This is a genomic window from Nonomuraea angiospora (assembly GCF_014873145.1).
Classification (GTDB): Bacteria; Actinomycetota; Actinomycetes; order Streptosporangiales; family Streptosporangiaceae; genus Nonomuraea; species Nonomuraea angiospora.
Window position 1 is genome coordinate 4,224,693 of the sequence record NZ_JADBEK010000001.1, and the last position, 13,841, is coordinate 4,238,533.

9 protein-coding genes and 1 pseudogene are annotated in these 13,841 nt (G+C 72.5%); 3 read left to right on the forward strand and 7 right to left on the reverse strand.

Features of this window, described 5'->3' with window-relative positions; genetic code table 11:
* Positions 1-71: 71 nt before the first annotated feature.
* Positions 72-1,607, reverse strand: coding sequence for a citrate synthase (locus H4W80_RS60825; protein WP_225963531.1), 1,536 nt, complete (start codon positions 1,605-1,607; stop codon positions 72-74).
* Positions 1,608-1,664: 57 nt separating this feature from the next.
* Here H4W80_RS60825 and H4W80_RS19060 point away from each other — a divergent pair, with 57 nt between their 5' ends.
* Positions 1,665-2,885, forward strand: a complete 1,221-nt coding sequence (locus H4W80_RS19060) for a LeuA family protein (RefSeq protein WP_192786330.1) — start codon at positions 1,665-1,667, stop codon at positions 2,883-2,885.
* 528 nt (positions 2,886-3,413) lie between these two features.
* Here the strand turns inward: H4W80_RS19060 and H4W80_RS19065 are convergent.
* Together H4W80_RS19065 and H4W80_RS62750 are read right to left on the reverse strand one after the other, a co-directional pair.
* Positions 3,414-4,832 carry a hypothetical protein gene (locus tag H4W80_RS19065; RefSeq protein ID WP_192786331.1) on the reverse strand — a complete coding sequence of 473 codons (1,419 nt, stop codon included), beginning with the start codon at positions 4,830-4,832 and terminating at the stop codon, positions 3,414-3,416.
* Positions 4,833-4,885: 53 nt separating this feature from the next.
* The gene (locus H4W80_RS62750) at positions 4,886-5,602 is read right to left on the reverse strand and encodes a helix-turn-helix transcriptional regulator (RefSeq protein ID WP_192786332.1); all 717 of its coding nucleotides are present in this window, start codon (positions 5,600-5,602) and stop codon (positions 4,886-4,888) included.
* Between the two features lie 330 nt (positions 5,603-5,932).
* Between H4W80_RS62750 and H4W80_RS64910 the strand changes: the two are divergent.
* Positions 5,933-6,148 (forward strand): annotated as a pseudogene (locus tag H4W80_RS64910) (four-helix bundle copper-binding protein); the annotation flags it as partial.
* Positions 6,149-6,216: 68 nt separating this feature from the next.
* Here H4W80_RS64910 and H4W80_RS19075 read toward each other — a convergent pair.
* Positions 6,217-7,503: an MFS transporter gene (locus tag H4W80_RS19075; protein ID WP_192786333.1), complete on the reverse strand. Its 1,287-nt coding sequence runs from the start codon at positions 7,501-7,503 to the stop codon at positions 6,217-6,219.
* Positions 7,504-7,589: 86 nt separating this feature from the next.
* Between H4W80_RS19075 and H4W80_RS19080 the strand changes: the two genes are divergently transcribed.
* Positions 7,590-8,225, forward strand: coding sequence for an HAD family hydrolase (locus H4W80_RS19080; protein WP_192786334.1), 636 nt, complete (start codon positions 7,590-7,592; stop codon positions 8,223-8,225).
* 16 nt (positions 8,226-8,241) lie between these two features.
* On the opposite strand, the gene H4W80_RS19085 is transcribed toward H4W80_RS19080, so the two are convergent.
* From H4W80_RS19085 to H4W80_RS19095, 3 genes are all read right to left on the reverse strand, one after another.
* Complete coding sequence (locus H4W80_RS19085) at positions 8,242-9,126, reverse strand: NAD-dependent epimerase/dehydratase family protein (RefSeq protein WP_192786335.1); 885 nt, start codon at positions 9,124-9,126, stop codon at positions 8,242-8,244.
* A gap of 63 nt (positions 9,127-9,189) precedes the next feature.
* Complete coding sequence (locus H4W80_RS19090) at positions 9,190-12,711, reverse strand: AAA family ATPase (RefSeq protein ID WP_192786336.1); 3,522 nt, start codon at positions 12,709-12,711, stop codon at positions 9,190-9,192.
* The gene (locus H4W80_RS19095) at positions 12,712-13,821 is read right to left on the reverse strand and encodes an exonuclease SbcCD subunit D (RefSeq protein ID WP_192786337.1); all 1,110 of its coding nucleotides are present in this window, start codon (positions 13,819-13,821) and stop codon (positions 12,712-12,714) included.
* Positions 13,822-13,841 lie beyond the last annotated feature (20 nt).

Genomic DNA, 13,841 nt, shown 5'->3' on the forward strand with positions numbered 1-13,841 from the left:
AGCAGGCCCGTGGGCCCTCACCCAACGAGCAGGCCCGTGGGCCCTCACCCAACGAGCGGGCCCGTGGGTGCTCATTTGACGGGCGGGCCTGTGTAGGAGGCTCGGAGGCGGAGGAGGGTGCCTCGGTCGTACTCCTCCATCGCGTGCGCAAGCCACCCCGCCACCCTGGCCACCGCGAAGATGGCCTCGCCCGCGCCGCTCACCATGCCGCTCACGGCGGTGAGCGTGGCGAGGGCGAAGTCGACGTTGCGCTCCGGGAGGCGGCGCCTGCGCATCTCCTCCAGCACGGCGACCCCGGCGGTGATCCGGTCGTGCCCCGGCGCCGCCTCCTTGACCAGATCGAGGAGGAGGGCGCCGCGAGCGTCGCCGTTCTTGTAGACGCTGTGGCCGAAGCCGGGGATGCGCTCGCCGCGGCGTACCCGCTCGGCGATCGCCCGGGCGGCCTGGCGCGGCTCGGTGACCTCGGCGAGCAGGCGTTCGGCGCCGTACGACGCGCCGCCGTGCAGCGGGCCGCCCAGCACGCCGAGCCCGGTCAGCACGACGGCGTACGGGTCGGCCTTGGCGGAAGCGGCGACCCTGGCGGCCAGGGTGGAGGCGGCGAGCTCGTGGTCGGCGAGCAGGACCAGGGCGGCCTGGACGGCGTTCAGGAGCCCGGGGGTGGCGGGGCGCGGGCACAGGCGGGACCAGAGCCGCTCGGCGATCGAGTCGCCTTGGGGCTCGCTGAGCTGCGGGAGCGCGTCGACGAGGCCCGCGATCATGCGGCGGCCGGTCGCGGCTACGGAGTCGGGGTCGAGCTGGTAGCGCAGGGAGTCGGAGGCGCCCAGGACCGTGGTGATCACCTGCAGCCGGTCGAGGGGCAGGAGGTCGTCGGGGAGGCCGCGCTGGGCGGTGACGGCCGCCCGCAGCGCATCGTCCTCACACCGCCACGGCTCCGGCCATCGGATCCCCACCCCTTGGGTGCTCGTCTCTGTGGCGGGGTGAGGGGCGGCGGCTCGGGTCCCGGGGGCGGCAGGGCCCGCCAGGCGGCGTGGGTCCCTTTGGTGGGCGGACGGGTGCGGGTCCCCTTCGCGGGCGGACGCGTGCGGGTCCCCTTGGGGAGCGGACGCGTGCGGGTCCCCTTCGCGGGCGGACGGGTGCGGGTCCCCTTCGCGGGCGGACGCGTGCGGGTCCCCTTGGGGAGCGGACGCGTGCGGGTCGCCGTGGCGAGCGGGCGTGGCCGACGGGTGTGGGGGCTTGGCGGGGGTGGAGCGGGATAGGGGGTGCCAGAGGGATGGGTCGGCGGTCCAGAGCCAGGCGGCGACCGTTTCGTAGTCGCTGGTGAGCGCCAGCCCGAGCGCGTCGAGGCCCCGGTAGTGGGGCCGGTCCACGCCCAGGGCCGTGATGGCGGACTCGATGACGAGCTCCGGCGGCTGGCTCCGGGGGCGGCCGCGGCGGGCGAGGCGCTCGATCTCCTCCGCCGAGAAGAGGCTGCGCCGTCCGTCGTCGCTGTGCCGCCGCTGCAGCACCCCCCGGCTCACGTACGCGTACAAAGTGGCCGGTTTGACGCCGAGCCGCTCGGACGCCGTGGCCGCGTCGATCCACTCCACGCCGACGGGTCCCTCCAACAAGATGATTGATGAAAATCAATATTGATACACGTTGAACGAGCATGTCAACGTGAAGGCATGCCAAAAGTTCACTTCCTCGATGTGACCAACCGGGACGGCGTGCAGACCGCGCGCACCGGCCTGTCGAAGTTCGGCAAGACCATGGTCAACTTCTATCTGGCCAAGCTCGGCGTGGCGCAGTCCGAGATCGGGTTCCCCTTCCTGTTCCACGAGGTCCCGTACGTCAAGGCGCAGGTGGCGCTGGCCGAGGCGGGGGCGTTCGGCGGGTTGCGGCTGTCGGGCTGGTGCCGGGGCGTGCCGCAGGACGTCGAGAAGGCGGCCCCGCTCGGGCTCAGGCACTACAACCTGTCCATCTCGACGTCCGACTACATGATCCAGAACAAGTTCCGGGGACGGCTGGACAGGGACGCGATCGTCAGGGAGATGACGGCCGCCGTGCGCACGGCCAAGGCGGCGGGCGCCGAGACGGTGGGGGTCAACGCCGAGGACGGTTCGAGGACGGACGACGGGTTCCTGCTGGAGTTCGCGCTGGCGGCCAAGGAGGCGGGCGCCGACCGGGTGCGTTACTGCGACACGATCGGCGGCGAGACGCCCGACAGGATCCGCGAGCGCTTCGCCAAGCTGGCCGCCGCCACCGCGATGCCGGTCGAGACCCACTGCCACAACGACCTGGGCATGGCCGTGGCCAACTCCGTCTCGGGGGCCCTCGGCGACCTCGACGCGGGGCAGGACGCGTGGATCAACACGTGCGTGAACGGCATCGGCGAGCGCTCCGGCAACGCCGACCTGCTCTCGACCATTCTGGCCTTCCGGCACGGCTTCGGGCTCGACGCGGAGATCGGCGACGCTCTCGACCTGTCATGGGCGCGCAGGTTCGGTCTGTGGGCCGGTTACGCGTTCGGGCAGCCGCTGCCGTACCACCAGGTCGGGGTGGGACGTAACGCGTTCGCGCACGAGAGCGGCATCCACGCCGACGGCGCGCTCAAGGACCACGGCAACTACGAGCTCTACGACGAGGCCACGCTGGGCCCGTTCCCGCACGACTGGCACGCGCGGGACGGCCGGGTGGTGCTGACCGGCGAGTACGGCGGCAAGGCCGGTTTCCGGCACGTCATGGACGGGCTGGGCGTCGAGGTCCGCGACGGGGACCTGGCGTTCCGGCTGGTGCAGCTCTGCAACGCCATGACCGGCCGTCCGCTCACGGACGACGAGCTGCGCCTGATCGCCGCGTACCCGCGGGAACTGTCTCTTCTCTTCCCCGGCTACGAGAACCCTTAAGAGCTCGGAGGCCGGCCTGGCGTATACCAAGGTGACCGTGGGCACGGGTGCGGGTCCGGAGCCTGTACTCGCAGATATCACGCGTTCACTTCGACCACCGAGCGCATCCCGGCACAGCCCGCCCCAGTGGCGAACTCGCAGCCCACCGCGCCTGGCGACCTGCTGCTCCTGGATCTGGAGACCACCGACGGCAAGTCCGTGGCCGAGGTCAACGCCTGAGCCAAGAGGTGGTTGTCGTACCCGGGCCATCCCGTCGCCTGAGCAGGCAGGCGGGACGCCGGCCCCGGGGAATCCCTCCGCGGTGGAAACGGTGAGGTCGGGAGAACGCGCTCGCGCCCCCCTCCCGACCTCCACCGATTCCCCCTCCGTCCAGCAGCGTTGCTACGCGGCGACTTCCAGAACATTCCCGACAGGGCCCCGCAGTGGGGTGGCGTGGCTTCGGGTGCGAAACCGGAATCGTTGAGTCATTCACAGGAGAGGCGAAGGGCTGCCTTGAGAGCACTGCTCCGGTTCGAACCCCGGGTGGGTTCAGGCTTCTCGCCGAGCCAGGTAGACGGTCAGGGAGAGCATGAACAGGCCGATGACGTACAGGCCGGCGCCCGCCACGATCTGCCCAGCCGTCACGCGTGCCGTACCGGCCGGGATGTAAACGGGGCGCGTTTGCCGCGCGCTTTCCCTGCTTTCCGCCTCGACCGGCAGCCAGGTCTCCACCGCGCCGTTCGGATCACGCAGTTCGGCGTAGAGGAACCACATGCCTGCCGGGTCGACTCGTACCCGGCCAGTACTGCGGCAGACGCCAGGCAACGGAGTGAGCGGGCCGGAGACCTCTTGACCAGCGCGGCGGGCGACAATGCGCAGCGGGGCGAGATTCGCGCACCCCTCCACGGTGAGCGTCATCGTTCCGGCACCGTCCGAACCGGCCGTCAGAACGGCTGTGCCGACGACCTGGCCCTGCCCCGGGTCGTGGGCCGAAGCAGGTTCGGGGAGGAGGATGGGCACGCTCAGCCCCAAGAGAAGAGCGACAGCAGCCGCGCCTCGTGCTCGACGACCCACAAGAAGCAGGACACCGCAGAAGCCGATCAACACCACCGCCCCGGGGGCGAGCACGGCGTCAAAGCTCACGCTGCTCACGTCCACGCCCGCGGCCAGCAGCGTGGTAGCGGCAACGCCCGCCGCGCCCGCGGCGTAGGCGATGAACGGCCGGCGCCACGGCAGGTCGATCGCGGCGAGGCCGAGGACTGCCAGCGGGAGATCGGGAGCCGTGCGGCCCATGGCGGCCAGAAGCATGCTGATCACCAACCTCGCGAGAACGTAGACGACAACCGCTCCCGCGACGAGACAGCCATCCGGAGACAGGGCGCGGAGCAACATCGCCACGTAGATCGAGGCGACAAGGAGCACCGGAAGATAGAGCACCTCGCCGAACTGTGGCACGTCCGTCTCGTACTCGAGCACGGAAGTGACGGCGCTGCCGAGCAGCAACGCCCCGCCCGCCCACCACAGCGGCAGCGGGGCGGCCCGCCGTAGACCCGCGAGCACCCCTCCGATCAAGGCCAGCGTGCTGAACACGGTGAGCATGTGGCTCGGGCTCCACAACACCGAGTCGCGGCCGAAGACCTCGTGCCACCAGGCGTCCGCAGGTGCGGAGGCCAGCGTGACCAGGCCGCCGATGCCCGCGATGAGCAGAGGAGGCTGCCTCAGCACCGCGATCAGTGACCGCGCCCGCCACAGCGCGCGCAGGCCCCACCCCGCGACCACCGAACCGACGACCGCCACCGAGCCGTACAGCAGCAGATGCGGAGGAATCAGTGCGTCGTCCCTGCCGATGTCGGTGTGCCAGGCGTCGTCCCAATAGGTGGCGAACAGTGAGACGAGGCCGGCCATCACAACGATGGCGGCCGCAGCGGGAGCGAGCGGCAGACGCTGTGGTGCTGTGTTCTCGGACATGGTGGCAGCTTGACTGCTCCGTCCCCTCGGCCGCTTGTACGCAGCGGCTGCCTTCACTCCCAGCGCAGACCGCGCGCCGCCGCAGAAGGCGGAAGACCGAACATGGCATGTGTGACGCGGGTCAGATGGGAACTGTCGGTGAAGCCGGCCAGATGAGCCGCCTCAGTCAGCGAACCGCCCGCTTGGACTGCCTCCATGGCCGCGCGCAAGCGGGCCCAGCGTACGTACGCGGTGAACGGCAACCCCAGCCGCTCGCTGAACAGGTGCCTCAACCTGCTGGGCGACAGGCCGACCTGGGCCGCCACATCCGCCAGGCGCAGCGGCCCCGCAGTGCCCTGGTCCACCAGGTCCACCGCCCGTCGCAGGGAGGGATCCGGGTCAGCGGCAGGGGGTGAGGTCAGCAGCGTGAGCGCCGTTTCCGGAAACTCCTCATCGAGGGGAACGGACAAGAGGAGAGCGGCCTTGCTCTCCCAGCCGGCCATCGGGTCCTGGGCGGACACGCCGGTGCCACGACTTGCCGGGTCCAGATAGATCGCGGCGCCGAAGGCGCTCTCGGCGCGCACGGCGTGCTGGACACCAGGCGATATCGCCGCCGTCGCGACGTTCCGCTCGCCTCCGCTCTCGTCCGTCACGATGACGCGTCCCGAGCCGACCACGAGCAGTTGTACGGCGGCGTGCGTGTGAGCGTGGGCGGATCCGAGCTTGCCGACGAAGACCAACGCGCCGGGTCGCAGACGCACGGTTCCCGTCCAAGACCCCGCATCGCGCATGCCTACTAGTATACGTAGTAGGTAATCTCCCGCGTCGCTACGCGCAGGGGAACTTCGCCGTTGATCACGGCGGACTTCCCGGTCGATCCGGCTGGCGCCGCCGTCCACCACGCCAGGTGCTCAGCCTGATCCCCGCGCTCGTGGGCGACGCCAAGGACCACGGCGTCGCAGAAGACGGACGTCAGCGCACGCGCCCGACCTCAGACCCACGCGCGACGTCGCACGAATTACTACGAACAATAGGAGATGCACTTATCCTGAACGCATGAAGCGAGCAGGTAGTAGATCAGCGTTAGGTGGCGGCGGCTCCTGGGTAGCGCGTACGCCTGCCTGAGTGAGGACAACATCACGGAGCCGGCCAAGTGCACCCGCAGCAACCTCGACTGTGCGGACATCTGCGAGACCACCGCCCGGGTGCTGGCACGGCACACCGGCTATGACGCGAACATCACCCGCGCCATCCTCGAAGCGTGCGCTCAGGTGTGCAAGGCGTGTGGTGATGAGTGCGAGCGGCACAGCATGCACGCCCACTGCCCCGTGTGCGCCCAGGCATGCCGCGGCAGGCGCCAGACCCTGGCCACCCAGCCGGTCTACGGTCTTCGTGGAAGGGGCTCTCAGAGGCTGTCGTCGCCCGTCTCGGGGAGGGCGAGCAGGCAGAGGAGGCTCAGCAGGGCCATCGCCGAGACGTACGCGCCGACGCCCATCACGCCCACCCCGCCGGCCTGCAGGCTGGCGGCGACCAGCGGCGGCACCGCGCCGCCGAGCACCCCGCCCAGGCTGTAGGCCACCGAGGCGCCGCTGTAGCGGTACTGGGTCTTGAAGAGCTCCGGCAGGTACGCGCCCATCGGCCCGAAGACCAGCCCCATCAGGCCGAGCGCCCCCGCCAGCGCCACGCCCACCAGGAACACGGACCTGGTCTCCATCAGCGGGAACATCACCAGCCCCCACACGACGGCCACGCCCGTCCCGGCGAGCAGGGTGCGGCGGCGGCCCAGCCGGTCGGAGACCATCGCGGAGACCACCGTGCCCGCGGCCATGAACACGACCCCGGCCATGGTCAGGCCGAGCATGGTGGTCTTCGGGATCTTGAGCGCGGTGGTGCCGTACGCCAGGCAGTAGGTGGTGGCGGTGTAGAAGAGCGTGTAGGCGACGGTCATGGCGCCGGCGCCGAGGAGCACGCGCCGCCACTGGTGCCGCAGGAGGCCGGCGATCGGCACCTTGGCGATCCGGTGCTGGTCCATGGCCGCCTGGAAGACCGGCGTCTCGGAGATCTTGAGGCGTACGTACAGGCCGACGATCACCAGCAGCAGGCTGGCCACGAACGGCAGCCGCCACCCCCACGCCCCGAACTGCGCGTCGCTGAGCGTCTCCCCCAGCACGAGGAACAGCCCGTTCGCCACGATGAACCCGGCCGACGGGCCGAGCTGCGGGAACATCGCGTAGAGCCCGCGCCGGCCGGGCGGCGCGTGCTCGGTGGCCAGCAGCGCCGCGCCGCCCCATTCGCCCCCGAGCCCGATGCCCTGCGTGAACCTCAGCAGCACCAGCAGCACGGGCGCGATCACGCCGATGGCCGCGTAGCCGGGCAGCAGCCCGATGGCGACCGTGGAGAGCCCCATCACCAGCAGCGACACCACGAGCATGGACTTGCGGCCGACCCGGTCGCCCCAGTGCCCGAACAGGGCCGAGCCGAGCGGGCGCGACAGGAACGCCACCGCGAAGGTCGAGAACGCCGCCAGGTTGCCCGCCACCGGGTCCATGCCGGGGAAGAACGCGGTGTTGAGCACCAGGGCCGCCGCGGTGCCGTAAATGTAGAAATCATAGAATTCGATCGCCGTGCCGATGAGGCTGGCGGCCGCGATCCTTGACCGGCTGGGTGCGGCGACCTGGGGGGACGTTGTCATATTTGTCTCACTATGCGATATAGCGTCTTGTGAAGCGACACGAAGAAGCTACCACCTGCGAAAAGGCACCTCCGAAAGGAACGGGTTTGGCTGTCGATCTTGTCATCTTCGACTGTGACGGAGTGCTCGTGGACAGCGAGCCGATCTCCGTACGCGTGGGCACGGCGGCGCTGCGCCGCCTGGGCTGGTCGATCGACGAGACGGAGTACATCGAGCGGTTCGTGGGCTGCACGAACGACTACTGGGAAGAGCAGGTGGGCGAGACGCCGCCGGGCTGGCGCGACCAGCTCAGAGCCGAGTACACGGCGGCGGTCAGGGCCGAGCTGCGCGCCATCCGAGGCATCGAGGAGGCGCTCGACCGGCTCACCGTCCCGAGCTGCGTGGCCTCGAACGGCCGGCACACCGTGATCCGCCACAGCCTCGAGCTCGTGGGGCTGGCCGGGCGGTTCGACGGGCGGGTGTTCAGCGCCGAGGACGTCGCCAGGGGCAAGCCGGAGCCGGACCTGTTCCTGCACGCGGCGGCCACGCTGGGGGCCGAGCCTGAGCGGTGCGTGGTGGTGGAGGACAGCCCGTTCGGGGTGACTGCGGCGATGCGCGCGGGCATGCGCTGCCTGGCCTTCGCCGGCGGCCTCATCCCCCCGGACCGCCTCGCCGGTCTGGGGGCCACCCTGTTCCACGACCCGGCCACGCTGCCGGAGCTGATCACCTCATTCGAGCGCTGAGACGGGGGACGCGCCGTCACCTCTGCCGGGTACGGCCGTCCTCGTCCAGGTAGTCACGCCACGACCGCTTCGGGGTCCAGCCCAGCAGGCGGTGGGCCTTGTCGCACGAGATGCCCGAGGAGTCCGGGCGGGAGATCGGCCGCAGCTCGATCCGGTCGCCGTAGTGCTCCCGCAGCTTGGCGGCGAAGTCGTGCCCGCCCGCGTTGTCGGGCGCGGCGATGTAGAACACTTCGTGACCGGGCAGGTCGGACTCGACGGCCAGGACGATCGCGTCCGCGAGGTCGTACACGTCGGTGTAGCTCCACAGCCCCGCGCCGATCAGGGAGGCGTCGCGGACCTGCGGTCCGATGTTGCGCTCGTAGTTGCCCTCGTGCTGCACCCAGCTCGGCCGCAGCGAGATGCACCTGATGTCGCAGCGGCGCACCGCGGCGTCCATGAGCTGCTCGCCGAAGTGCTTGGACAGCGCGTACGGGTCCTGCGGCCGGGCCGGGTGCTCCTCGTCCACCGGCGCGTAGTCGGGCAGGAAGGGGCGGTCGGCGAAGAAGTAGCCGGGCACGGTCTCGCTGGAGATGTTCACGAAGCGGGGGACGCCGAGGCGCACCGCCGCCTCGAGCACGTTGAACGTGGCCATCAGGTTGTTCTGGAAGACCACGTGCGGCGCGTTGGCGGTGGGGTCGGGGATGGCGGCGGCGTGCACGACCGCGTCGGCCCCCTGGACCACGGCGTACGCCTGCCCGGCGTCGGTCAGCTCGGCCTGCTTGTAGGCGGGTTCACCGGGCTCGTGCCGCTCCCAGATCGGGCGCGTGAGATCCACGCCGGTCACCTCGTGACCGGCCTCGGCCAGCGCCTTGACGGCCGCCCGGCCGACCTTGCCATGGGCTCCGGTGACGACGACGCGCATGGGTCCACTCCTTCATGGGGTTCGGTGCGAGCAATCTACGCGAGATCGCGCCGCCGTCGCCGCTCAGCCCACCCCCGCCAGCGACACGGTGGACCCGGCGCGGGTCTTGGTGACCTTGAGCTGGGCCGTGATCCTCGACCGCAGTTCGGCGACGTGGCTGACGATGCCCACGGCCCGCCCGCCGTCGCGCAGCCCGTCGAGGATGTCGAGCACGCCGTCGAGGGTGTCCTCGTCCAGGGTGCCGAAGCCCTCGTCCACGAAGAGCGTGCCCAGCTCGGTGCCCCCGGCCTCGGCCGTGACGACGTCCGCGAGGCCCAGCGCCAGCGCCAGTGACGTGATGAAACTCTCGCCGCCGGACAGCGTGGCCGGGTCGCGGTCGACTCCGGTCCACCCGTCGGCGACCCGCAGCCCCAGCCCGCCCCCGGAGCGCCCCCGGGACCCGGCCGTCTTGCGCAGGTCGTGGCGCAGCAGGTAGCGGCCCGCCGACATGTGGTCGAGCCGTTCGTTCGCGGCGTCCACCACCTGCCGCAGCCGCTCCCCCAGCACGTACGACGACAGGCTCATGCTCCACTGGTTGTCGCCGGACGTGCCGCTGGCCAGCGCCGCCATGCGCTCGGCCAGCCGGTGCCGCTCGGCCGCCGGCCGCCAGCGCTCGATGCGATCGGACAGCTCGCCGTGCAGCTGGGCCAGCCGCTCCGCCCTGGCCACGGCCCGGTCGCGGGCGCTCGACAGCCTCGTGCGCGCCTCCTCCAGCCGGTCGCGCTCGCTCCCGATCGAGGCCAGGTCGGGCGCGGGCGCCGCGGCGGCCGCGACCAGCTCGGGGTCGGCCAGGACGCTCGTGACGGCGGCGTGCTCGTCGTCCAGCCGCCGCAGCGCCTCCGCCCGCCGCTCCCGCTCCGCGGGACTCCGGAACGCCGCCTCCGCCTCCGGCACGTCCGCGAACCCCGCCTCGGCCGCCGCCTCCTCCGCGGCCCGCCGGGCCCTGGCCAGCTCGTCGACGGCCGCCACCGCCGCCCGGGTGGCCTCCAGGGCCTCCCGCAGCAGCCCGGCCTCGTCGTGCAGCCGCGACAGGCGCGCGGTCAGGGTGGGATCGTCGCCCCGCGCCGCGTCCAGCCGGGCGCCGAGCCGCCCGGCGTCCCCGCTCAGCTCCTCATGGCGGGTGCGGTACGACGCCAGCCGCGCCTCGACCCGGCGCCGCTCCTCCTCCAGCTCCAGGCGCTCCCGGCCGAGCGCCGCCGCCTCCCGCGCCAGCGCCGGCTCCCGCTCCGCCGACGCCCGCAGCCTGCGCAGCTCCCGCTCGACCCGCGCCAGCACCGCCGGCCCGTCCGCGCGTGCGGACTCCGGGTCCTGGTCTGCGGTGGGCAGGGTCGTCTGGAGGAGGCGGGTGCGTTCGGACTCCAAGTGGGCGTGGTGGGCGCGGTGGCCGGCGAGGGTCTCGGCGATCTCCCTCGCCTGGTCCCTGACCCGTTCGCGCTCGATCTCGACGCGTTCGAGCGCCGCGGCCAGGCCGGGCTCGCGATCGGCCACCGCCTGGAGGCGGGCCAGCTCCTGCTCCGCCCCCAGCACCTGCGCCTCGGCCGTCTCGACGTCCAGCCCTCCGGTGGCCTCGACCGCGTCGGCGTGCCGGGACTCGAGGGAGGCCAGGGCGCGTTCGGCGGACTCGCGCTGGGCCAGGGCGGCCTCGTGGGCGCTCTCGGCCTCGTGCTCGTCGTCGGCCGAGGGCGCGCTGGGGGCCGGGGAGGCGGGATCGGGGTGGTGGTCGGAGCCGCAGACCGCGCAGGGCCGGCCGGCGGACAGGTCGCGGGCCAGCTCGGCCGCCATGCCGTCGATGCGGGCCTGGCGCAGGTCGAGCCAGCGTTCACGGAGCGCCTGGGCGTGGTCCACGAGCGCCTGGTGGGCGGCGGCGGCCGCCTCCAGCTCCGCGGCCAGGGCTTCGCGGCGGTGGGTGGCCTCCAGCGCGGCCCTGGCGGCGTCGAGGCCCGCCGACGCCACGGGGATGGCCGCCGCCTGCGCCTGCACCTCGGCGAGGGCCGCGGCGGCGTCGGCGATCCGCTCGGGCAGCTCCGCCTCGGCGGCGGACACCTCGGCCTCGCGCTGCGCCAGCGCGTCGAGCTCCGCGGCCAGCCTGGCCAGCTCGTCGTCGATCTCGATCAGGTGGGCGGCGGCGTCGCGTACGGCCTGCGCGGCCGGGATCCTGGCGGCGTCCACGCGCGCCTCGGCCAGCCTGCCCTCGGCCTGCTCGATGAGGGCGGGCAGGGCGGCCAGCCGCGCGCTGACGGCCTCGCCGGCGCCGACCAGCCCGGCCAGCTCCTCCTCCACGCGCAGCAGGTCACGCCGGACCACCGACAGCCGGGCCTCCTCGGTGAGCAGCTCCGACAGCCGCGCGATCTCGGCCTGCCGCTCCCGCTCCAGCGCGGCCAGCTCGGCCGCCGACGGCTCACCCGCCGAACGCCCGTCCGGCCTGGGCCCGGCCGTAGACGAGCCACCCGAAGCCGCACGGTCCGTCGCGTCTGCCGCCTGCCGGGCGAGGAGGGGGCGGGCCCGGGCGAGGGCGTCGGCGGCCAGGGCGCGTGCCTTGGCGGCGGCCTCCGAACGCTGCCTGACCGCCGTGATGAGCGGCAGCACGCGATCGGCCCTGGCCGCGTCGTCGAGGATGGCCTGCAGGTCGGCCCGTTCGTCCGCCCGCTCGTCAAGGGTGCGGCGCATCGTGAGCGCCTCGGCGTGCCGGCGCTGCCGGTCGGCCAGCGCCGCGGCCTGCTCGAACCGCAGCCGCGCCGACCGCGCGGCCTGCCCGGCCGCCTCGTGCTCCTCGCCCGCCCGGCCCACGACGGCCCGCGCGGCGTCGAGCAGCGCCCCCGCCCACCTCAGGGGGTCGTCCTCGAAGTCCGAGGGCTCGAAGGCCCCGTCCAGGTCGTCGCCCGCCGCCTCCTCGACCCGCTGGACGGCGAAGTCGACCTCCTGCCGGAGCTCCTGTGCCTCCCGGAAGGCCAGCTTGCGGTGCTCGGCCAGCCACGACTCCGCCTGGGTGAAGACCTTGACCGAGAACAGCCGCTCCAGCAGCTTGCGCCGCTCCTCCCCCTCGGCCCGCAGGAACTTGGCGAAATTGCCCTGGGGCAACATCGCCACCTGGCAGAACTGGGCGGCGTTCATGCCCAGCAGCCCGCCGATGAGGTCGCCCGCCTCGTCCAGCCGGGTGGTCAGGCCCTGCCACTCCGACCCGCGCCACTCGGAGACGACGACCTTGGGCTTCTCCTCGGTGAACCCCGTACCGCGCAGCTTGGGCCGCTGCCAGGACGGCGAGCGCTGGATGCGGAGTAACCGCCCGCGGATGGTCACCTCCAGCGTGACCGAGGGCCCGGCCGAGGGCGGGGCGTGGTCGCAGCGGAGGCTGCGGGCGTCGTTGCGCTGCGGGTCGGGCACCTGACCGTAGAGGCCGAAGCAGAGCGCGTCGAGGATGGTCGTCTTGCCCGCCCCCGTGGGCCCCTGGATCAGGAACAGGCCCGCCTCGGCCAGGGCGTCGAAGTCGACCGTCTCGGTGCCCGGGAACGACCCGAACGCCGTCAGCGAGAGCCGGTGCGGCCGCATCTACGCCATCGTCTCCTTCACCCTCGACGCCTCGATGGCCTGTCTTAGCAGGTCTTCCTCGTCACGTGCGGCAGGCTCGCCGCGCACTTCCCTGACGAAATCGAGGGCCACCTCGGCCTCCGGCCGCCCGCTCAGCCGTACGGGCTGGGCGGCGGGCGCGGCGCCGACCGGGTCGAAGGAGAGGGCGAGGGTGTGGGGGAAGCGGGCGCGGAGCCGGTCCATGGCCGATTTGGGGCGGACGGCGTCGGTGAGGGTGACGTGCAGCCAGTGGTCCTCGTACGGGGTGTGCCGGGCAGAGGTCAGCAGCTCCTCCAGGTCGCCCCGCAGCCGCCCCACGGGCCGCGGCACCGGCGCAGGCACGAAGTCGGCCCCCGAGCCGAGCGTGACCAGCCACGAGCCCTTGACGTGACCGACCTCCGAGAACGAGTACGCCAGCGGCGACCCCGAGTAACGCACCGTCTCCGACATGCGCTGCCGCCCGTGGAGGTGGCCCAGCGCGACATAGGACACCCCGTCGAAGGCCGACAGCGGGACGTGGGCCACCCCGCCCACGCTGATGTCGCGCTCGCTGTCGCTGGCCTGGCCCCCGACGACGAAGCAGTGTGACAGCACCACCGAGGCGCGGTGGCGGGCGGCGTCGGCTCGGATGCGGTCCATCGCGTACGTGATGGCGGCCGTGTGGCTGCGGTCGGGCAGCTCCCAGGCGTGGCGGACCAGCTCGGGCTCCAGGTAGGGGATGCCGTAGAAGGCCACGTCGTCGATCAGCACCGGCTCCCAGGAGAGGTCGGGCGAGGTGCGCACGTGCACCCCGGCGGCCTCGAAGAGGCCCGAGCCGAAGCGCAACCGCAGCGCCGAGTCGTGGTTGCCGCTGATCAGCACCACCCGCGCCCCCGCCCCGCGCAGCCGCCCGAGCGCCGAGTCCAGCAGCGCGACCGCGTCGACCGGCGGCAGCGCGCGGTCGTAGACGTCGCCCGCGACCGCCACCACGTCGACCTGCTCCGCCCGGACGGTCTCCACCAGGTGATCGACGAACGCCTCCTGCGCCGAGAGCAGGCTCTCGCGATGGAACGAGCGCCCCAGGTGCCAGTCCGAGGTGTGCAGGATCCGCATGTCGCAGGAAGCTAACAGCT

Coding starts and splice junctions, on each gene's coding strand:
- H4W80_RS19060 (WP_192786330.1), top strand. CDS start 1,665: ATGCCAAAAGTTCACTTCCTCGATGTGACCAACCGGGACGGCGTGCAG.
- H4W80_RS19065 (WP_192786331.1), bottom strand. CDS start 4,832: ATGTCCGAGAACACAGCACCACAGCGTCTGCCGCTCGCTCCCGCTGCG.
- H4W80_RS62750 (WP_192786332.1), bottom strand. CDS start 5,602: ATGCGCGATGCGGGGTCTTGGACGGGAACCGTGCGTCTGCGACCCGGC.
- H4W80_RS19075 (WP_192786333.1), bottom strand. CDS start 7,503: ATGACAACGTCCCCCCAGGTCGCCGCACCCAGCCGGTCAAGGATCGCG.
- H4W80_RS19085 (WP_192786335.1), bottom strand. CDS start 9,126: ATGCGCGTCGTCGTCACCGGAGCCCATGGCAAGGTCGGCCGGGCGGCC.
- H4W80_RS19090 (WP_192786336.1), bottom strand. CDS start 12,711: ATGCGGCCGCACCGGCTCTCGCTGACGGCGTTCGGGTCGTTCCCGGGC.
- H4W80_RS19095 (WP_192786337.1), bottom strand. CDS start 13,821: ATGCGGATCCTGCACACCTCGGACTGGCACCTGGGGCGCTCGTTCCAT.